This is a genomic window from Gemmobacter aquatilis, from assembly GCF_900110025.1.
Classification (GTDB): Bacteria; Pseudomonadota; Alphaproteobacteria; order Rhodobacterales; family Rhodobacteraceae; genus Gemmobacter; species Gemmobacter aquatilis.
Genome location: NZ_FOCE01000009.1, coordinates 127158 through 147628, shown reverse-complemented (window position 1 = coordinate 147628; position 20471 = coordinate 127158). Strand labels below are relative to the sequence as shown.

The 20471-nt window shown below is 66.7% G+C and carries 20 protein-coding genes and 1 tRNA gene; 10 read left to right on the top strand and 11 right to left on the bottom strand.

Going from position 1 to position 20471, the window contains the following annotated elements:
* The first annotated feature begins 21 nt into the window (after window positions 1-21).
* The 5 genes from BMX43_RS15090 (at window position 22) to BMX43_RS15065 (ending at window position 3782) form a co-directional block, all read left to right on the top strand.
* Window positions 22-231, top strand: a complete 210-nt coding sequence (locus BMX43_RS15090; protein ID WP_091302822.1) for a hypothetical protein — start codon at window positions 22-24, stop codon at window positions 229-231.
* Between the two features lie 58 nt (window positions 232-289).
* Entirely contained in the window at window positions 290-1534 is a 1245-nt protein-coding gene (locus tag BMX43_RS19850) for a nucleoside triphosphate pyrophosphohydrolase family protein (protein WP_175482128.1), read from the top strand.
* Window positions 1531-2232 carry a hypothetical protein gene (locus BMX43_RS15080; protein WP_091302820.1) on the top strand — a complete coding sequence of 234 codons (702 nt, stop codon included), beginning with the start codon at window positions 1531-1533 and terminating at the stop codon, window positions 2230-2232. The genes BMX43_RS19850 and BMX43_RS15080 overlap by 4 nt, the downstream gene beginning before the upstream one ends.
* Window positions 2229-2564: a thermonuclease family protein gene (locus BMX43_RS15075; protein ID WP_091302818.1), complete on the top strand. Its 336-nt coding sequence runs from the start codon at window positions 2229-2231 to the stop codon at window positions 2562-2564. The genes BMX43_RS15080 and BMX43_RS15075 overlap by 4 nt, the downstream gene beginning before the upstream one ends.
* A gap of 192 nt (window positions 2565-2756) precedes the next feature.
* Window positions 2757-3782: a tyrosine-type recombinase/integrase gene (locus BMX43_RS15065; RefSeq protein ID WP_091302814.1), complete on the top strand. Its 1026-nt coding sequence runs from the start codon at window positions 2757-2759 to the stop codon at window positions 3780-3782.
* 78 nt (window positions 3783-3860) lie between these two features.
* On the opposite strand, the gene BMX43_RS15060 is transcribed toward BMX43_RS15065, so the two are convergent.
* A tRNA-Met gene (locus BMX43_RS15060) sits at window positions 3861-3937 on the bottom strand.
* Window positions 3938-3998: 61 nt separating this feature from the next.
* Window positions 3999-6002 carry a hydantoinase/oxoprolinase N-terminal domain-containing protein gene (locus BMX43_RS15055; protein WP_091302812.1) on the bottom strand — a complete coding sequence of 668 codons (2004 nt, stop codon included), beginning with the start codon at window positions 6000-6002 and terminating at the stop codon, window positions 3999-4001.
* Between the two features lie 132 nt (window positions 6003-6134).
* Here BMX43_RS15055 and selD point away from each other — a divergent pair, with 132 nt between their 5' ends.
* Window positions 6135-8345, top strand: a complete 2211-nt coding sequence (gene selD, locus BMX43_RS15050; protein WP_245749492.1) for a selenide, water dikinase SelD — start codon at window positions 6135-6137, stop codon at window positions 8343-8345.
* 59 nt (window positions 8346-8404) lie between these two features.
* On the opposite strand, the gene mnmH is transcribed toward selD, so the two are convergent.
* Window positions 8405-9451, bottom strand: a complete 1047-nt coding sequence (mnmH, locus tag BMX43_RS15045) for a tRNA 2-selenouridine(34) synthase MnmH (protein WP_091302810.1) — start codon at window positions 9449-9451, stop codon at window positions 8405-8407.
* 183 nt (window positions 9452-9634) lie between these two features.
* Window positions 9635-10783 carry an acetylornithine deacetylase gene (argE, locus tag BMX43_RS15040; RefSeq protein WP_091302809.1) on the bottom strand — a complete coding sequence of 383 codons (1149 nt, stop codon included), beginning with the start codon at window positions 10781-10783 and terminating at the stop codon, window positions 9635-9637.
* A 143-nt stretch (window positions 10784-10926) separates the two neighbouring features.
* On the opposite strand from argE, the gene BMX43_RS15035 reads away from it, so the two are divergent.
* A complete protein-coding gene (locus BMX43_RS15035) occupies window positions 10927-11559 on the top strand; it encodes a hypothetical protein (protein ID WP_091302807.1) in 633 nt (210 codons plus the stop codon).
* Window positions 11560-11613: 54 nt separating this feature from the next.
* On the opposite strand, the gene iolG is transcribed toward BMX43_RS15035, so the two are convergent.
* The 6 genes from iolG to BMX43_RS15005 form a co-directional block, all read right to left on the bottom strand.
* The gene (iolG, locus tag BMX43_RS15030; protein ID WP_091302805.1) at window positions 11614-12615 is read right to left on the bottom strand and encodes an inositol 2-dehydrogenase; all 1002 of its coding nucleotides are present in this window, start codon (window positions 12613-12615) and stop codon (window positions 11614-11616) included.
* Between the two features lie 115 nt (window positions 12616-12730).
* The gene (locus tag BMX43_RS15025) at window positions 12731-13498 is read right to left on the bottom strand and encodes an ATP-binding cassette domain-containing protein (protein ID WP_091302803.1); all 768 of its coding nucleotides are present in this window, start codon (window positions 13496-13498) and stop codon (window positions 12731-12733) included.
* Between the two features lie 13 nt (window positions 13499-13511).
* Entirely contained in the window at window positions 13512-14528 is a 1017-nt protein-coding gene (locus BMX43_RS15020; RefSeq protein ID WP_091302801.1) for an ABC transporter permease, read from the bottom strand.
* 117 nt (window positions 14529-14645) lie between these two features.
* Window positions 14646-15587, bottom strand: a complete 942-nt coding sequence (locus BMX43_RS15015; protein WP_091302800.1) for a sugar ABC transporter substrate-binding protein — start codon at window positions 15585-15587, stop codon at window positions 14646-14648.
* A gap of 87 nt (window positions 15588-15674) precedes the next feature.
* The gene (locus BMX43_RS15010; RefSeq protein ID WP_091302798.1) at window positions 15675-16496 is read right to left on the bottom strand and encodes a TIM barrel protein; all 822 of its coding nucleotides are present in this window, start codon (window positions 16494-16496) and stop codon (window positions 15675-15677) included.
* A 97-nt stretch (window positions 16497-16593) separates the two neighbouring features.
* Window positions 16594-17640 (bottom strand): LacI family DNA-binding transcriptional regulator, encoded by a 1047-nt coding sequence (locus BMX43_RS15005; protein WP_091302796.1) that lies wholly within the window; start codon window positions 17638-17640, stop codon window positions 16594-16596.
* Between the two features lie 161 nt (window positions 17641-17801).
* Here BMX43_RS15005 and BMX43_RS15000 point away from each other — a divergent pair, with 161 nt between their 5' ends.
* Genes BMX43_RS15000 through BMX43_RS14990 form a run of 3 tightly spaced genes read left to right on the top strand, consistent with a single transcriptional unit; the run spans window position 17802 to window position 20007 of the window.
* Window positions 17802-18881, top strand: coding sequence for a fatty acid desaturase family protein (locus BMX43_RS15000; RefSeq protein WP_091302794.1), 1080 nt, complete (start codon window positions 17802-17804; stop codon window positions 18879-18881).
* Between the two features lie 11 nt (window positions 18882-18892).
* Entirely contained in the window at window positions 18893-19210 is a 318-nt protein-coding gene (locus BMX43_RS14995) for a MocE family 2Fe-2S type ferredoxin (RefSeq protein WP_091302892.1), read from the top strand.
* Window positions 19207-20007 (top strand): 3-methyl-2-oxobutanoate hydroxymethyltransferase, encoded by an 801-nt coding sequence (locus tag BMX43_RS14990; RefSeq protein ID WP_091302792.1) that lies wholly within the window; start codon window positions 19207-19209, stop codon window positions 20005-20007. The genes BMX43_RS14995 and BMX43_RS14990 overlap by 4 nt, the downstream gene beginning before the upstream one ends.
* A gap of 59 nt (window positions 20008-20066) precedes the next feature.
* On the opposite strand, the gene BMX43_RS14985 is transcribed toward BMX43_RS14990, so the two are convergent.
* Window positions 20067-20468 carry an OsmC family protein gene (locus tag BMX43_RS14985; RefSeq protein ID WP_091302790.1) on the bottom strand — a complete coding sequence of 134 codons (402 nt, stop codon included), beginning with the start codon at window positions 20466-20468 and terminating at the stop codon, window positions 20067-20069.
* Between the last annotated feature and the right edge of the window lie 3 nt (window positions 20469-20471).

The window sequence follows — 20471 nt, the reverse complement described above, 5'->3', positions numbered from 1 at the left end:
GGGCCTTTTTCAGAGGCAGCAATGACCCAATCCCACCCGATCATCACCCTCTCCCGCCTGATCCGCACCGCCCGCGTCCACACACCCGGCGGCGTGCTGTTCGCGGATGACCTCACCGGCCTCTACCGCCGCACCGCCAGCCTGCACGGCCTCACCCCAGACGCCGTGCAGCAGCTGCACCGCAGCGCCGAATCCGCAGGCGCCCACATCCCCGGCGCCCGCGCCGCCTGACGTTTCGGTGTCCGCCCGCAGGCCGGGCGGCATCCCAAGCCTCAGTTTGGAGAGAGCAATGACCACCACCCAACAGATCGACGCGCTAACCGAGGCTCTGAAAAGCATCCGCGATGATGCGCACCTGATGATGACTGGAAGGACCAGTCTGCTTGGCAAGATCGAGCGGACTGTCGATGCCGCCCTCGCCGCCGTGCAGGCCCCGGCAGAGGCGGAGAACACCAAAAGCCTGCAACAGCGGGCGCATGAATGGGCAATCGCCTGCTTTGGCGCGGACATCGCGGCAGATAAAACCGAAAGGACGCATCGCTTTGTCGAGGAGGCCCTTGAACTCGCGCAGGCCTGCGGATGCAGCAAGGGCGAGGTATCGCAGCTTGTCGATTACGTCTTTGCCCGCGATCAAGGCGTGGTCATCACCGAGGTCGGTGACGTGCTCAACACCATTGCCATGCTCTGTACGGCCCACAGGATCAACATGGAGGATGCGGGCCACGCTGGGCTAGATCGGTGCTGGGCGAACATCGAAAAGACGCGGGCCAAGCGGGCAACAAAGCCTGACATTGGGCCATTGCCCGAAGCCCCGGCAGAGATGGAGCCGGTGGCGGTGAAGGTCAAGCCGCTGGTTTGGGTTGACGGAGAGGCCACCGACCATATTACCGCGGGTGACTACAATATATACTACAGGGACCATAAATATTGGCTCTATTTCTGGGGTGTGATTCTGGCACCATCGCACCTCACTCTCGCCGAGGCTCAGGCTGCCGCATGGCATCACCACCAGATCCGCATCATTTCCTCACTGGACTCAGTGTCTGAGGAAATCATGCAGGACGCAGCACCAGCTCCGAATACATCATCAAAAATCATGCGCGGTGAATTTATCGAGCGGTATTGCAAATATTTTGATCAGAGAACACAGCGATATATGCGGGGGACGAATTACAAAAATATGGGCTGCGACTACCTCACCGCTATAGAATCTATCAAAAGCAATGCCGAATGGGCGTGGAATGACAATGGCGGGCGCGATGGACGGTCGCCGGAGGATTGCGCTGAGGAATCATTGCAGGACTGGGAAATCGACTGGGTCGATGAGTCTACCGTCCCGGAACACTGCCGCACCAAGCCAACCGCCCCGACCGTGCAGGACGCGGCGGGGGTGCCAGAGGTCGCTGCGGCTGAGAATTTCAGCGACTGTGACCGCCGCTCTGAACAGGTCGGCGCAGATCTGCCAGCTAAGGCTAGCGGCTGTATGGACCGGCTGCGCCGAGCCCTCCGCGCCATCGCAGGGGGTGAGGGATGATTTTGTGGTTGTGCGGATCGCTTGTCATATTTCTTGTGATTATTATCGTGATCTTCCTGAACGTTGATGACCCTGTTGATGGGGTTATGGGGTCATATCTCACCGTTATGGGCATGCTTGCAGTAAACGGCATGATCTATTTGCTATGGAATTTTCCCCCGAGCTTCATTCTCGGAATTAATTTTGACTGGATGGGCGGGAATATCAGGCTGGCAATTCTGTGCCTTATTGCCGCCGCCATCATTACTTTCACGAATGGCTGGGCCTATAAACGATACCAGTGGTGGCGCTGGGGAATGCCAGCCGAGCAGGCCGCAAGGACCGCCACGCCGCCCGGCGAAGACTTGAGCCTGTTCAGGCTTGAAGGTCACAGCGAGCCGGTCGCTTGTAGGGAACACCTGCCTGCCGGATGGCGGATCATCTACATGCGCGACCGCTTTGCTAGGCGAATTTTCCTTCTGCAAAAACACAACGTCACGGTGGCAAAAGGGGGTGCTGATGACTTTCGGCTGATCGTTCGGAAGTATGTTCTCAACACGCCGGAGGCCATCGCTCTGATAGATGCGGTCCTGAAAGGCAAGGAAGAAGGCCGCCAGGCTGACATGGCTCGGCGCCATGCTGAGGCCCGACGCCAGCATGAAAACGCGGAGGCGTGGCAGCGTGAGGCGGCGCAGCGCGCGCTGTTCGGTGGCAAATGACCTGCACCCTCGCCCTCTGCCTGACCGCCGCGCTCACCGTCACAGACGGCGATACCATCCGCGACGGCGCCCTGCGCATCCGCCTCTGGGGCATCGACGCGCCTGAGCTGCAAGACCCGCGCGGCCCGGCCTCACGCGCCTACCTGCGCGCGCTGATCGACGGCCAGCCCGTGGCCTGCGACCCGCGCAATGCCGATCGGTATGGCCGCACCGTGGCCACCTGCCACCTGCCAGACGGACGCGATCTGGCCTGCGAAATGGTCAGGGCCGGGATGGCCCACGACTGGCCGCGCTACAGCAAGGGCGCCTATGCGCGCTGTGAGGGGGAGTGATGGGGCGCAGGCAGGCATTCACGCGGGCCGAGCTGGCCGATGCAGCCGCCGTCGCCCGCATCGAGGGCGCACGCATCACCCTGCGGCGCGGCGATATCATCGCCGTTGTCGATCCTGCCCCCACCACTGTAGCGTCAGGGCCAGATCAGGCAGGCGCAGAATCGGCACTGGAGGCATGGATTGGAGGTCGCAATGAGGGGCCTGCATAAGGTCAACCGCCGTCTGGCGGATGGGTCAACGCGCACCCATTACTACGCATGGCGCGGGGGGCCGACGATCACCGCCGCACCCGGCACCACCGAATTTGCCGCGGAATTCGAGCGGCTGACCGCCAGCCGCGATGCAGCCCCGATCCGGCAGGACACGCTGCAGCACCTGATTAACGAGTATCAGCGCAACCCCGCTTTTACCCGGCTCAAGCCCGACACCCGGTCGGGCTATATCCGCTGCATCCGGCGGATCGAGACGGATTTCGGCACACTGCCCATCAAGGCGCTGTCGGCGCCGAAGGTGCGCGGCGTGTTCCTTGACTGGCGCGACCGCATGGGCGCCACCGAGCCCCGGCAGGCCGATTACCGATTTGCCGTGCTGGCGCGCATCCTGTCATGGGCCTATGACCGGCGCATCATCCCGGCCAACCCCTGCGAGCGGCCCGGTCGCCTGTCATCGGGCTCGCGCGCCGAAATCATCTGGACTGAGGATCAGGTGGCCGCGCTGCTGGCCGCAGCCTCGCCGCAGGTGGCACTGGCCACGATGCTGGCAGTTGAGACAGGCCAGCGGCAGCGCGACGTGATCCGCATGACATGGACGGCCTATGACGGCCAGGCTCTGCGCCTGCGCCAATCCAAAAGCGGGCGCAGCGTGATTGTGCCAGTGACCGCAACCCTGAAAGCGATGCTGGACGCCGCCCCACGCCGGGCAGTGACGATCTGCACCACAGCGCGCGGCACGAGCTGGACGCCAGACGGGTTTCGCACCTCGTTCGGAAAGGCCAAGTTGGCGGCAGAGGTTGAGGGGGTCACATTCCACGACCTGCGCGGCACGGCAGTCATGCGTCTGGCCCGCGCTGGCTGCACCCTGCCGGAGATTGTCGCCATCACCGGCCACAGCGCCCGAGGCGCCGCAGCGATCCTCGAACGGCACTACCTCAGCGCCGATCAGCGGGTGTCCGAATCGGCCATTGCCAAGCTGGAACAAGACCGGAACGCGAACAGGTGATGTAAACGGCCCTGTAAACGGCCCCGAATCAGCGATACGGGGTGCAACATCAGTCGCTTGATTTATATGGGGAATTTTTGGTGGCGAGGGGGGGACTCGAACCCCCGACCCTGCGATTATGAGTCGCATGCTCTAACCAACTGAGCTACCTAGCCACTGGCGCGCTAACTATTGATGCGCGCGGGGGGCGTCAAGCGGGAAATGCGATTTTCCGTCTTAGCCATGTGCGACGCGGGGGCGGCCCGTGGCGGTGACGGTGAGCCGCGCCTCGATGAACATCACCCGGCCCTCGATCTCGGCCTCGCGCACCTCGCGCTGCGTGGTCAGATGCGGGTCCAGTGCCCCGGCCTGATGCGCGCGGGTGGTGGCGTCATGGGCCAGCGCGGCTTCCAGCGCGTCCAGTGCCGCGTCGCGGCTGGGGAAAAGCTGGTTGCCCTCGGGCAGATGCGCGATGAAGCGGCCCTCGGCGGGGCTGGTGACGAGGCCGGTGGCGCGCTGGCTGACTTGCCCCACCACGGCGCCGATGGCATTGGCCACCCCGGCATGTTCGGGCAGGATCATCCGGGTGCCGAGCCGATCCCCCACCGCGCCGTAATAGGCGGGGGCGGAGGCACCCAGGCCGATCACCGGCACACCAAGGCAGAGCGTTGCCTGAATCACCCCGCGATGCGGGCCTAACGCGCGGCGGGTCAGCAGGTGGCGGGCCAGCGCCTCGGGGGGTTCACCGGCAAAGGCCGGATCTTCGGCGAAGGCGGCTTCCAGCAGGCAATCCACCGTCTGCGCGGTGAGCTGATCGACGATCCCCTGCGCCAGCAGCGCAGGGTCCGCGGCAAAGCGTTCGCCCCGCCCGGTGCGGCGGCGGCCCAGCAGGCGCAGCGCCTTTTCTGCCGCCGCGCCATCCCAATCGGCCAGCCGCCCCAGCACATGGCTGGCATCCGAGGGCGTGACGCCCGCGATCATCACCAGCCCGCGCGCCACCAGCCGATCCATCGCCGCCACCTCCAGCCGCGAGGTGATCGGGCGGGCCAGCGGCATGGGGTCGGTGATGCGTGCCAGCAGCGCGGCTTCGCGCGCGGACAAGCCGCCGGTCTGCCCGCCCATCGGCACCACGAAGCGCCCGTCGAACTCGCCCGCGACCTCGGTCGCCAGCGCGCGGTCCAGCGCGGCATGGACCATGGCGCCATGATCCACCGCCAGCAGCGACACCGGGATCAGGCGGCGCGGGCCGAGGCGCAGCCCGCCGTCCAGCCCGGTCGTCAGCAGATGCACCTCGCTGTCGCCGCCCAAGCCTGTGGTGCGCATCGCCACCGCCTCGACCATGGTGCGCCAGCCGCCGACGCGGGCGCCTTCGGGGTCGATCTCGGGCAAGCCGTCTTTCAGCAGGGCCACGTCGGTGGTGGTGCCACCGATGTCGGAGACCAGCGCATCGGACTCGCCGGTCAGCCAGCGCGCGCCGACGATCGAGGCGGCGGGGCCGGAGAGGATGGTCTCGATCGGGCGTTCGCGGACCATGGCGGCGGAAATCAGCGCGCCGTCGCCGCGCACCACCATCAGCGGCGCCGTGATGCCGATCTGCGCCAGATGCCGTTCACAGGCGGCGACCAGCCGGTCGATCATGCCGATCAGCCGGGCGTTCAGCACGGCGGTCAGCGCGCGTTTGGGGCCGTTGAGATTGGCCGAAAGCTCGTGCGAGCAGGTGACGGGCCGCCCGGTGACGCGGCGCAGCAGATCGCGGGCGGCGCGTTCATGGGCAGGGTTGCGGGTGGCAAAGCGGGCGGCCACGGCAAAGCCCATCACATCGGGGCCAAGGCGCGCGGCCTCGGCCTCCAACGCGGCCAGATCGAGCGCGGCGGATTCGATCCCGGCATGATCATGCCCGCCGGCCAGCCGCAGCACCGGATCGCCCGCCAGCGCCTCGGCCAGACCGCCGCGATCCAGATCGCCGTCATCGAAGCCGATGAAGATCAGGGCCACGCGCCCGCCCTGCCCTTCGACCAGCGCATTGGTGGCGAGTGTGGTGGAGAGCGAGACCATCGCCACCTGATCCGCCGCCACCCCGGCGCTGGCCAGCGCGGCATCCACCGCCGCCCCGATGCCCTGCGCCAGATCGCGCCGTGTGGTCAGCGCCTTGGCCTTGCCGATCACCCGGGTCGCGGCCTCGTCCATGAGAACCGCATCGGTATAGGTGCCGCCGGTATCGACGCCGAGAAGATATGCCATGCTGTGCCGTCCCTGTTCCTGCCCCCTCCAGATAGGCCGAAGCGGTGGCGCGGTCACGCCCCCGGGCGACGCGATCTGTCGCGGCGGCGCCTCTCGCCCTTGCCGGGGCTTGGGGATAGGGTGGCGGGGAAGATGAGTATTTGGGCCAGGGTGATGATGCAGACCTATCCGCTGACACGCGATCTGGTGCTGATGGGCGGCGGCCATGCCCATGCGCTGCTGCTGCGGATGTGGGGGATGGACCCGCTGCCGGGGGTGCGGGTGACGGTGGTCAATCCGGGGCCGGTGGCGCCCTATACCGGGATGCTGCCGGGGCATATCGCCGGGCATTACCGGCGCGACGAGATGATGATCGACCTTGTGGCGCTGGCACGATTCGCCGGGGCGCGGGTGATCCTGGACCGGGTGGAGGGGATCGACCGGGCGGCGGGCCGGGTGCATCTGGCCGGGCGCGGGCCGGTGGCCTATGACTTGGCCAGCATCGACATCGGGATTTCGTCGGAATTGCCGGAGATTGCGGGCTATGCCGCGCATGGCGTCTCGGCCAAGCCGCTGGGCGGTTATGCCGCCGCATGGGAGGCGTTCGTGGCGCGCGGGCTGGCGGTGCCCCGGGTGGTGATCCTCGGCGCGGGGATCGGCGGGGTGGAGCTGGCGCTGGCCTCGGCGCATCGGTTGCGCGCAGCGGGCGCGCGGCCCGAGGTGACGCTGCTGGAGCGCGAGGCGACCGCCCTGCCACATATCGGCGCGGGTGCGCGGCGGGCGCTGCTGGCGGAACTGGCACGCGAGGGGGTGCGGCTGATGACCGGCGCGCGGGCGGTGCGGATCGCGGCGGGGGCGGTGGAGCTGGACGGGGGGCAAAGCCTGCCGTCGGATTTCACCCTGTCGGTGGCCGGGTCGCGGCCACAGGGCTGGCTGGCGGAAACCGGGCTGGCGCTGCATGAGGGGTTCGTGGCTGTGGGGCCGACGCTGCAAAGCTCGGACCCCGCGATTTTCGCGGCGGGGGATTGCGCGCATCTGACCCATGCGCCGCGCCCCAAGGCCGGGGTGTTCGCGGTGCGCGAGGCGCCGATCCTCAGCCATAACCTGCGCGTGGCGCTGAGCGAGCAGGGGCGGATGCGCAACTACCAGCCGCAGCGCGATTATCTGAAGCTGGTGTCCACCGGGCGGCGCAATGCGGTGGCCGACAAGTTCGGCCTGCGCCTGTCGCATCCGTGGCTCTGGCGCTGGAAGGACCGGATCGACCGGCGCTTCATGGCGATGTTCGCGGCCTATCCGCAGATGGCACAGCCCGCCCTGCCCTCGCCCGCCGCTGCCGGGCTGGCCGAGGCGCTGGGACCAAAGCCGCTGTGCGGTGGCTGCGGCGCCAAGGTCGGCGCCGCCGATCTGGCCCGCGCGCTGGCCAGCCTGCCCGCGCCGCGCAACCCCGCCGTGCTGACCGGGCCGGGCGATGATGCGGCGGTGATCGCGCAGGGCACGGGGTATGAGGTGCTGACCACCGATCACCTGCGCGCCTTCACCGCCGATCACGGCCTGATGGCGCGCATCACCGCGCTGCACGCAATGGGCGATATCTGGGCGATGGGGGCCGCCCCTGTGGCGGCGCTGGCGCAGATCACCCTGCCGCGGATGAGCGAACGGCTGCAGGCCGAAACCCTGCGCGAGATCATGGCGGTGGCCGCCACCACCTTCCGCGAGGCGGGGGCGGATATCGTCGGCGGCCATACCAGCATCGGGGCCGAACTGACCATCGGCTTCACCGTCACCGGCTGGGCCGAGCGGGTGATCGCCAAGGGCGGCGCGCGGGTGGGTGATGTGCTGGTGCTGACCAAACCGCTGGGCACCGGCACCCTTCTTGCGGCGGAAATGGCGGGCACCGCCCTGCCCGGCGGGTTGCTGGGCGAGGCGGTGGCCGGCGCTTTCGCGTCGATGACCAGTTCACCTGCCTTGGCCGCCGCGATCCTGCGCGAAGGGGCCACGGCGCTGACCGATGTCACCGGCTTTGGCCTTGCGGGCCATCTGATGGAGATCTGCGAAGCGTCAGGCACGGCGGCCACCCTCAGCCTTGCCGAAATCCCGCTGCTGCCGGGCGCTGCGGCGCTGGCGGCGCTTGGCGTGGCCTCCACCCTCGCCCCGGCGAACCGTGCGGCGCTGATCGGGCGGATCGCCGCCCCCACCACGCCCGAAGCCGCGCTGCTGTTCGATCCGCAAACAGCGGGCGGCTTTCTTGCCGCACTGCCCGCCGCCCGCGCCGACAGCACCATGGCTGCGCTGCTCCACGCCGGTATCCCGGCTGCGCGCATCGGCACGGTGACAGAGGGGCCGCCCCGCATCACCGCGCGCTGATTTCATCCTGGCAAAAATACTCCCGCCGGAGGCGTCCGCCCGTTCAGCCCGGCACCCGCTCAGCCCGGCAGGCGCTTGGCCAGTGCGGCGGCGATGCCCGGCAGCGCCTCGGGCGCGAGGCTGTCCACCGACAGCGAGACCACCGGCGCCGCCATGCGGGCGCGGTGCTTGGCATAGCGCGGGTCGTAATGCTGGGCCATCAACCCTTCGGCCAGCGCTTCAAACTGCCCGGTCTCGGCCATGGCCAGCCAGTCGGCGATCAGCTCGGCCGGATGGGCGGGGCGCAGCAGGCCCACCACCTGCATCAGCCGCGCCGGATCGGCCACCAGATCGGCATAGGCGCGGGTCAGATAGCGGGCGCGTTCGGCCAGCGGCGCCACCACCTCGATCCGTGAGGCGGCGACCATCGCCTTCCACAGCGGCGCGGGCAGGCGACAATTGCCGACCTTGGAGCTTTCGGCCTCTACCACCACGGGCCGCGCCGGATCAAGCTGCGCCAGCGCCAGGGCCAGCGCGCCCTCGAACGCCTTTTGCGACGGCTGCCCACCCGGCATGGCGCCGAACAGCGATCCGCGATGCCGGGCCAGCCCTTCCAGATCGATCACCTGCACGCCCTGCGCCGCCAGCAGCGCCAGAAGTTCGGTCTTGGCCGATCCGGTATTGCCATCCAGCACCACGACCGGGCTGGCGACCGGCCGGTCATAGACCTGATCCACCACCAGCTTGCGCCACGCCTTGTAGCCGCCCGCCACCACATCGGCCCGCCAGCCGACGCTTTGCAGGATCGTGGTGAACGACCCCGAGCGTTGGCCGCCGCGCCAGCAATAGACCAAGGGCTTCCAGCCGCCGTCCTTGTCGGCCAGTGGGCCTTGCAGATGGGCGGCGGCGTTCTTGGCCACCAGCGCCCCGCCGACCTTGCGCGCTTTGAACGGGCTGTCCTGCTTGTAGATCGTGCCGACAATCGCGCGTTCGGCATTGTCCAGCACCGGCAGGTTGATGGCGCCGGGGATGCGATCTTCGGCCCATTCGTCGGGGGATCGCACGTCGATGATCGTATCGAAGCCGAGGTCGAAGATCTGGGTGAGGGAGGTGAGTGTGATGGCCATGTGCCGTTCTACCCAGTCGCGCGCCGACCCGAAACCCTTTTCATCCTGGCAAAAATACTCCGGGGGGTGAGGGCCGCCCGGACGGGCTTCCGGTGGAAGCACGTCAGGCCCGAACGCGTGATCCGCAAGGATCAGGCCGGACCGTCGCAGGCGGGGGGCAGCGCCCCCCTCGCGGTCTCCGCCTCAGAACCCCGCTTCGCAGCGCGCCAGCAGCGCATCCAGCATCGCGGCGCCGCGGGCCATCTGTTCCACCGTCACGAATTCGTCCGGCTTGTGGCCCTGCGCCATGCTGCCGGGGCCGCAGATCACCGTGGGGATGCCAAGGTGTTGCGCGAACAGCCCGCCTTCGGTGCCGAAAGCCACCTTGATCGTGCCATTCGCCCCGGTCAGGCCCTTGACGAAATTCACCACGGCGGCATCCGATGGCGTGCCGAGGCCGGGGTAATCCCACAGCCGCTCCACCCGGATTTCCGCCTCGGGGAAGGTGGCGCGCAGCGGGGCCACGATGGTTTCGGCCGCGGCGCGCAGATCGGCGATCAGGGTTTCGGGGTCATCTTCGGCCAGCGACCGGATTTCGAAATCCAGCGTGGCGGTGTTGGGCACGATGTTCACCTGCACGCCGCCCGCCATCTTGCCGACATGGATCGTGCTATAGGGCACGTCATAATCGCCATCGCGGTGGCCGCTTTCCGCCACCCTTGCCTGCAAGGCCCTGACCGCGTTCAGGAAATCCGCCGCCAGATGCAGCGCGTTCAGCGCAAGCGGGGCCAGCGCCGAATGGCCCTCGCGCCCGGTGCAGGTGGCGCGCAGGGCGACCTTGCCCTTGTGGCCGGTGGCGACCTGCATCCCCGTCGGCTCGCCCACGATGCAGAAGCGCGGCTTCACCGGGGCCAGCGCCAGCAGATCGACCAGCGAGCGCACGCCCATGCAGCCGATTTCCTCGTCATAGGACAGCGCCAGATGCAGCGGCACTTTCAGATCGCGCGTCGATGCCTTCAGCATCGCGTCGATGGCCAGCGCGCAGAAACCCTTCATGTCGGCGGCACCGCGCCCGTAAAAGCGCCCGTCCGCCTCGGTCAGCGCGAAGGGGGGTTTGGTCCAGGCCTGCCCTTCGACCGGCACGACATCGGTATGGCCGGACAGCATCACACCGCCCACCCCCTGCGGGCCGGTGGTGGCAAAGAGATTGGCCTTCTGCCCTGTGGCATCGGGGATCAGGTGCGCGGTGATGCCCGCATCGGCCAGCAGATCGCGGACATATGCCATCAGCGCCATGTTGGGTTTGGCGCTGACCGTATCGAAGGCCATGAGTGTTTCAAAAATCCCGCGCATCCTGCCCTCTGCTCCGTGCCGCCTTTGCCAAGGCATAGCGCACTCCTCCGCGAACGGAAGGGCGTTCCGCCAAAGCGGCGCTTCGGGCTTTCCTTTGCCGTGGGGTTCGGCCAGCATGGCGCGACACTCGAACCGGGGTTCCGATGCGCCTTTTGCCTGCCGTTCTTTGCCTTGCCGCCCTGCCCGCTGCTGCCGAACCTGTTGTGCCTGATGCAGCCAGCCCCGTGCGGGCGCTGGTGCTGGGCCATGCGCTGTTTCATCAGGGGCAGGCCACGCGCGACGGGCTGGCGCAGATCGCCGGGGCGCGGATCGTTGCGGGGGTGGTGGTGCAGATCGTCGAGCGCGACAGCAAGATCGAGGGGAAAGCCAGCAAGGAGGCTGCCGCCGCGCGGGCGCCGCTGGATGGCACGCAGATGATGACCGAGGCCGCTGCCGCCGTGCAGGCGGACGAGACGCTGGCCTATCTGCTGACGGTATCGGAGACCACGACGGCGGTGCTGCCCAAGGCCACGGTGAAGGCCACCGCCGCGCAACTGGCCGCCGGGCAAAGCCAGACCTTCCGCCTTGCCGCCGATGGCGGGGCGCGGCTGGATTTGGGGGTGATCGGGGCCGGGCCGGGCGGGCTTGCGCTGGTGGCGCGGGCGGGCGAGGCGGTGCTGTGCCAAAGCGCCGGGTTGCCGCTGTGCGAGGTGGTGCTGCCGGACAGCGGCTTTGTCGATGTGACGGTGCGCAATGCCGGGACGCAGACCGAGAATTACCTGTTTGTCAGCAACTGAAACCGCAGGAGGCCGGGGAGGCGGCCCCCTGCGGGATGCGAGACCTGTGGCCCGTTACAGGATCTCGCTGAGCAGAACGGTGCGCTTTTCGGCGACCGATTTCACCGCCGCATCGGCCAAGGCCAGCGCGATCAGGCCATCTTCGCCCGAGGGTGACGCCGTGCCCTTGCCCGACAGCGCCGCGATGAAACTGGCGATTTCGGCGGCATAGGCCTCGGTATAGCGGGTCATGAAGAAGTCGTGCAGCGGCGGGCGGGTATAGCCTGCGGCACTGGCCACCTCGATGGAGACCGGGCGCTGGTTTTCCGCGCTGACGGCGCCCAGCGAGCCGTGAATCTCGATCCGCTGGTCGTAGCCATAGGTGGCGCGGCGCGAGTTGGAGATCATCGCCTGCTTGCCCGAGGCGGTTTTCAGCATGACCTGAACCGAGTCGAAATCGCCTGCGGCGCCGATGGCCGGATCGACCAGCACGGCGGCGGTGGCGGCAACCTCGGTCACCTCTTCGCCCAAGAGGAAGCGCGCCATGTCGAAATCATGGATCGTCATGTCGCGGAAGATGCCGCCGGACCGGCCGATATAGTCGATCGGCGGCGCGCCGGGATCGCGCGACACGATCACCACCATTTCCACGTCCCCGATGGTGCCCTTGTCGATCTCGGCCCGCACCGCCTTGAAATGCGGATCGAAGCGGCGGTTGAAGCCCACCATCAGCGTGCCTTTGTGGGCGCGCACCACGTCGAGACAGGATTTCACCCGCGCCAGCGACAGGTCGATGGGCTTTTCGCAGAACACCGCCTTGCCCGCCTTCACGAAGCGTTCGATCAGGTCGGCATGGGTGTCGGTCGGGGTGCAGATCACCACGGCGTCGATGTCGGTGGCGGTTTCAATCGCCTCGATGGAGCGGATGTCGCAGCCATATTGCGCGGCAATCGCCTGCGCGGCGGCGGGAAAGGCATCGGCCACCGCCACCAGTTGCGCCTGCGCATCGCCGGTGATCGCCTTGGCATGGACCTTGCCGATGCGGCCTGCGCCCAGAAGCCCGAATTTGACAGTCATCTTGTCCTCACAAGGTTGGCCCTGCGGGCCGGTTGGTCACTCCGGGTGGGCCCCGGAGACGTTTTGATCGAAATCCACCACGGCCCCGGTCATCCCCACAACCGAGGCCGCAGGATCAGGCATAAGAGGCGTCAGAGCCACCCTTGACCCCGGTGATATAGGACACGATGTCGTTGCCGTCGGTTTCGTCCTTGTGCAGGCTGGCCACGATGCGGCCCCGGCGGAACACCACGATGCGGTCCATCAGATCGAAGACCTGCCGCAGGTTGTGGCTGATCAGGATCAGCGGCACGCCCCGGTCTTTCAGGCCGCGGATGATGTTTTCCACCTGCGCGGTTTCCTGCACGCCCAGCGCCGCCGTGGGTTCATCCATGATGATGAGCTTGGAGGCGAAGGCCGCCGCGCGGGCGATGGCCACGCATTGGCGCTGGCCGCCGCTCATGTTGCGGATGGTGTTGTCCACATTGGGGATTTTCACCGCCGTCGCTTCCAGTGCGCGCAGGGTGCGTTCGCGCATCGCCTTGCGGTCGAGGATGGAAAACGGCCCGAGCGGAAACTTGATGATCTCGCGCCCGAGATAGAGGTTGGAGGGCACGTCGAGGTCATCGGCGAGGGCGAGGTTCTGGAACACGGTTTCGATGCCGGATTCGCGCGCCTCCAGCGGGCCGGTGAAGTTCACCTCCTGCCCGTCGAAGAACACCTGCCCGGCGCTGCGCTGTTCCACGGCGGTGATCTGGCGGACGAAGGTCGATTTGCCCGCGCCGTTATCGCCCACCACGGCGATATGTTCGCCCTTGCGCAGCACGAAATTGGCATCGGTCAGGGCGTGAACACCACCGTAACGCTTTGTCAGGCCCCGGGTTTCGAGAATGATGTCGCTCATGGTTTCCCCTCCCTCACGACCGGCTGCGCTTGCGCTGGCGGGCCACGTCGGCGACCACGGCCACCACGATGATCACACCCTTGATCATTTCCTGATAGTAGGCGTCGATGCGCAGGAAGGTGAACCCCGAGATGATCACCCCGAAGATCAGCGCCCCCAGCACCGTGCCGATGATGGAGCCGCGCCCGCCGGACAGCGACACGCCGCCGATCACGGCCATGGCGATGGCGTCGAGTTCATACATCATCCCCATGCCCGCCTGCGCCGTCAGGTTCTTGGACGACACGACGATGGCGGCCAGACCGGCCAGCAGACCCGCGATGGCATAGACCAGCACGATATGGCGTTCGACCTTGATGCCGGAAATCCGCGCCGCCTCGGTGTTCGAGCCGATGGCATAGGTGTGCTTGCCGTAGAGCGTGTATTTCAGCGCCAGATGGAACAGCAGGGCGATCAGCGCGAAGATCACCACAGGCATGATGCCCTTGCCGATCATCGCATAGCTGTCGGTCGGGAACGAGACCGGCTTGCCGTTGGTATACCATTTGGAGATGCCGCGTGCCGCCACCATCATGCCCAGCGTGGCGATGAAGGGCGGGATCTTGGTATAGGCGATGAGCGAGCCGTTCACCACGCCCGCCAGCGCCCCCATGCCCAGCCCCACCGCCACCGGCACCAGCACCGGCAGGTCGGTCAGTCCGGCATAGACCGGCGCCGGGCCGGTGGAGGCCTGGGCGAAGCTCATGGCGATCATGGCCGTGGCGCCCACGACCGAGCCGGAGGACAGATCTATCCCGCCGGTGATGATGACCTGCGTCACCCCGACCGAGATGATGCCGACAATGGACACCTGCAGGATGATGATCATCAGCCGCTGCTTGTTCAGCAGGAAGCTTTGGCCGACCAGCAGCCAGCCCAGAAGTTCAAAGACTGCGATGATGGCGATCAGGCCCAGCAGCACGTTCAGTTCAGCCGGGCGTTTGCGATGGGCGGATGCGCCCGTCAGGCCGGCGGCGGTAATCCCCGTCATGTCCTTCCCCTCCCCTTGGTCAGGTCGATGGTCTCAGGCGCGCCCGCATGCGCTGCGGGCGCTTCAAGCGAAAGGGAGGCGGCGCTGGCCGCCCCCCTGTGTGGCTGCGCGTGGCGCTCAGTTCTTGGTCTGGAACTCTGCCATGTTGGCCGGGGTGACGAGCTGGAACGGGATATAGACCTTCTGGTCCACCGCCTCGCCCCGCGCCAGTTTCAGCGCTGCGTCGATCGAGCCCTTGCCTTGACCGGCGGCATCCTGGAACACCGTCACATCCAGATCGCCTGCCGCCATGGCCGCCAGCGCGTCTTGCGTGGCATCCACACCGCCCACCACGACCGAGGCCATATCAACGCCCGAGGCTTTCATCGCCTGGATGGCGCCGATGGCGCTTTCGTCATTGTTGGCGATCACGGCATCGAAGGCGGTGCCGGTGGACAGCCAGTTGGTCATCAGGGTCTGCGCCTGATCGCGCTGCCAGTTCGAGGTCTGTTCGTCGATGATCTTCATGAACGAACAGTCCGGCGTGGCAATCACGTCATGGATGTCCTTGGTGCGCATCACGGCGGCCTGGTTCGACAGTTCGCCCATGATGACATAGATATTCGCCTCGGTCTTGCCTGCTTCTTTCAGGATGCGGCAGACCTCTTGCGTTTCCAGCGTACCGGAATCGGCCTCGTTCGACGCGACGAAGGCCTGATTGTCGGGCAGGGTGGCGACGTTGATCGGCTCGCGGTTCACATAGACCAGCGGGATGCCTGCGGCGGCGGCGGCATCGGACATGGCCTGTGTGGCCGAGGTATCGACCGGGTTCACCACGATGGCGCTGACGCCCGAGGCGATGAAGTTGTTGATCTGGTCAAGCTGCTTGGCCACATCATTGCCCGCATCTTCGACCTGAAGGGTCACGCCGTCCAGCGTACCGGCATATTCGGTCATGCCGTTGCGCAGCACGGTCAGGAAGTTGTCGTCGAACAGTGCCATCGACACGCCGATATTCTCGGCCATTGCGGTGGTCGCCATCAGCGAAGCGAAGCTCGCCATCATCAGGGTCTTTTTCATTCTCGTTCCTCCACTAGGGTGTCCGGCGCACCCGTTCCGTCCCAACCGGACCGCCCCTCCCCGAGGCGGCTGTCTCTGTCTGGCGCCTCAGGCGGCGCGCAGTTGTGCCACGCCCGCGTCGATGAACCCCATCGAGGCTTGCAGCGGGGCGAAAGCGTCTTGCAGCGCATGAACCTGCGGCGCGAAGGGTTCAAAGCTGATCGGGCCGGTGTAACCGGCGCCGCGCAGTGCGGCGATCTGCGCCACATTGCCCAGCCGGTCCTGCGCATCGACCAGAACGCGATGCGGGTCACGCATGTCGACCACCGCCACCGCAGGATCGACCACGCCCGAGACATGAACGATGCCCGTCAGTTCCGGGAACAGCGGCCCGCCCCCGGCGAGGTGGTGGTGGAAGGTGTCATGCACCATCCAGTAGGTGCCTTCGCCGCCGACTGCCGCGATGGCCTCGGCCAGAATATCCTTGTAGCGCAGCGAGCAGACCTCGAAGCCCAGCGGCTCGACCATCGCCTTCAGGCCGTAGTGGCGCAGCATCGGCAGGATTTCCCGCAGCGCAGTTTCGGTGACGGCGCGGCTTTCGGCGCGATCCGTCGCCACACCGTCATTGCGCGGGATCAGGCTGACCGCCTCGGCCCCAGCGACCACGGCGATCTGCATCAGCGCCTCGGCCTCGGCGCGTTTGGCGTCGGACCAGTCGTTGAACATCTTCACCTCGGCCAGCGCCAGAAAGCGCAGCCCGCGTGCCCGGACCGCCGCGCCGACCTCTGCCGGATCGGCGCCCTGAAACAGCGCGCCCGGCAGATCGTTGCGAAACTCCACCCCCACACAGCCCAGACGGGCGGCCAGATCGACAAAGGCCTGCCAGTCCAGCCGCGGCGTTGTCATGTGGTTCAAGGCGAAAGGCAGCATATCCGTGATTCCCCCGTGATGCAGGGATGCCCCTGCCGCTTGGATGGAATTGATATTCTATTTATGGATCATTTCAACAAAAAAATTCCAATCTGTTTCAGATCGATTCCGCCACATGCAGATCGGGGGGCAGAAAGATCTGCACGCCATTGGGCGGCGCCCCGGCCTGCACCGTGTCGCGCATCTGCGCCATCAATGCCCGGCACAGCTTGTCAAGCGGGGTGTCGATGACCAGCGTCACCACGCCTTCGGCCAGCCCCGCCCGCGATTCGGGGGTCAGCGCCGAGACGATCAGGGCGACCTGCCGCCCTGCCCTGCCCCCCGTCCCGGCCCCCGCCTCGCGCAGCGCGGCAATCGCCCCCTCCATCCCGCCGCCTGCCACATAGACGCCGCGCAGGTCGGGCTGGCGGGCCAGCAGGCCCAGCGTCGCCTCGTAGGTGAGTTGCCGGGTTTCAAGGTTCACCAGCGGTTCCAGCACCGCAAGCTGCGGCGCGGATTCGCGCAAGTAGGCGCGAAAGCCGGTTTCGCGCAGATCGTGCCCATGCCAGCGATGCCCGCCCACGAACACCGCCACCTTGCCCGGCTCCGGTGCGGCAAGGCTCATCATCCAGGCGGCAGTGCGCCCGACCTTGAGATTGTTCAGCCCCAGATAGCCCGCCCGCGCGCCCTGCGCGAAATCCGACAGCAGCGAAAACACCGCCAGCCCCTGCCCGTGCAATTCCTCTACCGCCGCCGTCACCTCGGGGTGGTTGACCGCCGTGGCCGCCAGCACATCGCAGCGCCCGGCCATCGAGCGCAGCAGCCCCGCCATTTCCGACGGCGCCTGCGAGGCGGAAAATTCCAGCAGCAGCCGCCCGCGCACCCCCGGCAATTCGGCCACGGCGCGGTGCAGCGCCTCGGCGAAGGCCTTGTAGAATTCCTGCCCCTGTTTGTGCAGCACCACGCCGAAGCGCAGTTCCGGCAGGTCGGCGGCCAAGGGCGCGATGCGCCGCGCCGCCGGGTGGCCGATGCGCAATGCGGCGTCATGCACCCGGGCGACGGTATCGGGTTTCACCTTTTCGCGCCCGTTCAGCACCCGATCCACCGTGGCGACCGACACCCCTGCCGCCTGTGCCAGTTCCACCATTCCGGGCCGTCGCGCCATGCTGCACCTGATGATTTTTCGTCATTTTACCGCTTGGATTATGACGATTTGCGACGAGAAACACCAGCCCCCCGATTGCAGAGAATCGCAAGGCGCCTATCCTGCACCGCATCAGGGCGCCCTGCCGGGAGGGTGGCGGCGCCCGTCAGGGGAGTTTCACAATGGGAAAACGCGATTACAGCCTTCTGGGGCCGGATGCCCTGCGCGCGGTGGAAACCGGGCTGGCGGCGGCAGAGTGGTATCATACCGAGGTGCCGCGCAAGGTGATGAAGGAACTGATGCAGCGCCGCGACGGCCCGGCGCTGCGCGACACGGCGCTGCTGTTCGGCACGATGATCGTCTGCGCGGGCCTTGGCTGGGCGCTGTGGCCCTCGCTGTGGGCGCTGCCGTTCTGGGCCGTTTACGGCGTGCTTTACGGATCGGCGATGGATTCGCGCTGGCATGAATGCAGCCATGGCACCGCCTTCAAGACGCCGTGGATGAACAACGCGCTGTATCAGGTGGCCAGTTTCTGCATGATCCGCAACCCGGTGACCTGGCGGTGGAGCCATGCGCGCCACCACACCGATACGGTGATCGTGGGCCGCGACCCGGAAATAGCGGTGATGCGCCCGCCGGTGTTCTTCAAGGTCATCGCCAATTTCTTCGGCATTTTCGACGCGATCACCGGCTGGGGCCGGATGCTGCGGAATGCCAGCGGGCGGCTGGATGCCGAGGAGCGCACGTTCATCCCAGACAGCGAACAGCCCAAGGTGATCCGCGTCGCCCGGATCTGGCTGCTGATCTATGCCGCGACGATTGCGCTTGCGGTCTGGATGGGCTCGATCCTGCCGCTGATGGCGATCGGTCTGCCGCGGCTGTATGGCGCGTGGCATCATGTGATGACCGGGCTGTTGCAGCATGGCGGGCTGGCCGACAATGTGAACGACCACCGGCTGAATTCGCGCACCGTCTATATGAACCCGGTCAGCCGCTTCATCTACTGGAACATGAATTACCATGTGGAACACCACATGTTCCCGATGGTGCCCTATCACGCGCTGCCCAAGCTGCATGATCTGATCAAGCATGATCTGCCCGCGCCCAACCGCTCCATCGCCGCAGGCTTTGCCGAGATGTGGCCCGCCCTGCGCCGCCAGTTGGCCAACGAGGATTACTTCGTGCGCCGTGATCTGCCGCTTGGCGCCCGCCCCTACCGTGACGATTTCCACGCTGCCGCCCTTGGCACCGCCGCCGAATGAAAGGACAAACCATGCCCCAATGGATCGCTGCCTGCGCCACCGATGACATCGACGAAGAAGACGTGATCCGCTTCGATCACGGCGCCCAGACCTTCGCCATCTACCACTCGCCCGAGGGGGAGTTTTTCGCCACCGCCGGACGCTGCACGCATGAGGATGTGCACCTGTGCGACGGGCTGGTGATGGGGCACCTGATCGAGTGTCCCAAGCATAACGGCCAGTTCGACTATCGCACGGGTGCTGCCAAACGCGCCCCGGTCTGCGAGGCGCTGCGCACCTATCCGGTGAAGGTGGAAAGCGGTCAGGTTTTCGTGCAGGTGGCGGAATGAGCCGCCGTCCCACGGTGGCCGATCTGCGCGCCAATCGCGGCAAGCACCAATATGCCATGCTGCGGGTCGAGACGCTGGACGAGGCCGAGGCGGCGGCGCAGGCGGGGGTCGAACTTCTGTCGGTGCCCGCGGCCCTGCTGATGCACCCGCGCTTTCGCGCTGTGGCCCCCCATGCCTTTGCCTGCCCCGGCGACAATTTCTTCAACATCGGCGGGCCGGACAAGATGCTGGACTGGGCGCTGACCATGCTGCGCCATGGCGCGGATGCGGTCTATTGTTCGGGCAGCGTGGCGGCGGTGCGGCTGTTGGCCGACCATGCGGTGCCGGTCTGTGGCCATGTCGGGCTGATCCCGTCGAAGGCCACCTGGACCGGCGGGTTCAAGGCGGTGGGCAAGACGCTGGATCAGGCGCAGAGCGTCTTCGCCCAGTGCCGCGCGCTGGAGGAGGCCGGGGCCTTCGCGGTGGAGATCGAGGTGGTGCCCCATTCGATCACCGATGCGATTGCCGACCATACCGATCTGTTCCTGATCTCGATGGGCGCGGGCGCGGGTGGACATGCACAATATCTGTTTGCCGATGACGTGCTGGGCCAGAATACCGGCCATGTGCCGCGCCATGCCAAACGCTATCGCGATTTCGCGGCGGAATATGCGCGGCTGCAAGGCGAACGGGTCGCCGCTTTCGGCGAATATGTCGCCGATGTGCATTCAGCGCGCTATCCGGCGCCGCAATATCTGGTGGATGGCGACCCGGATGTCACCGCGGCCTTCCGCGCGTGGCTCTCCGAAAGCGTCTGACCCCGCTCCCTCTGGCCTTTCCGCCAGACCTGCCCCGCCGATCCTTCGGCGGGGCTTTTTCAAGCCCGGCGCACCGTTCCCACCAGTTCCACCGCCGGGGCCAGCGTGTTGTGGATCGTGCCGAATTTCTGCACATTGCGCAGCAGCAGATCAAGCCGGTGATCGCTTTCCGCCGTGTCCACCAGAAGCTCATAGGTGATGCGCTGCAACCGGGGCGGGCTGTCCTGCCGGACGCCATGCAGGCGCACCGATACGGCAGAAAGCTGAAAGTTCAGGATCGGCATCACCCGCTCCACCCCTTTGAGGATACAGGCGGCCAGCGCGGCCAGCAAAAGCTCTGCCGGGTTCAGCGCATCCGCCCGCCCGGCCAGATCGGTATCCAGCACCAGCACGGCCTCTTTCGCCCGCGCCTCTGATCCATGCGCGTCGATCCGCCGCGCGCTGACCCGATACTCCAGCATATG